At 70.0% G+C, this 380-nt stretch carries 1 pseudogene; it reads right to left on the minus strand.

The features are described 5' to 3' along the window. Positions 1-292 (minus strand): annotated as a pseudogene (locus PSD17_RS27720) (transposase); the annotation flags it as partial. Between the last annotated feature and the right edge of the window lie 88 nt (positions 293-380).

Genomic DNA, 380 nt, shown 5'->3' on the forward strand with positions numbered 1-380 from the left:
ACCCGTGGCGAGCAGGGCGTGCACGTTGACCACCCACCCGCCCTCACGGACCTTGAGCACCAGGGCGTCCGCGGCGACGAACGTGTAGGGGCCCTGATCGAGCGGGCGGGACCGGAACTCCTCGACCTGGGCGTCCAGCTCCTGGGCCATGGTCGAGACCTGCGACCTCGACAGCCGGGTGATCCCCAGGGACTCGACGAGCTTCTCCATTCGGCGGGTCGAGACCCCGAGCAGGTAGCAGGTGGCGCGTGGTGAGGGCTCGTTCGGCGCGGCGGCGGCGTTCGAGCAGCCAGATGCTCCTATGCACTGTCAAGGGCGCGGGATGCGGAGAAGTCGGCGAGGACGGCCGCGTGGACCTCGCGGACGAGGAAGCGCTTCAG

The organism is Pseudonocardia sp. D17 (assembly GCF_036984265.1).
Lineage (GTDB): Bacteria > Actinomycetota > Actinomycetes > Mycobacteriales > Pseudonocardiaceae > Pseudonocardia > Pseudonocardia benzenivorans.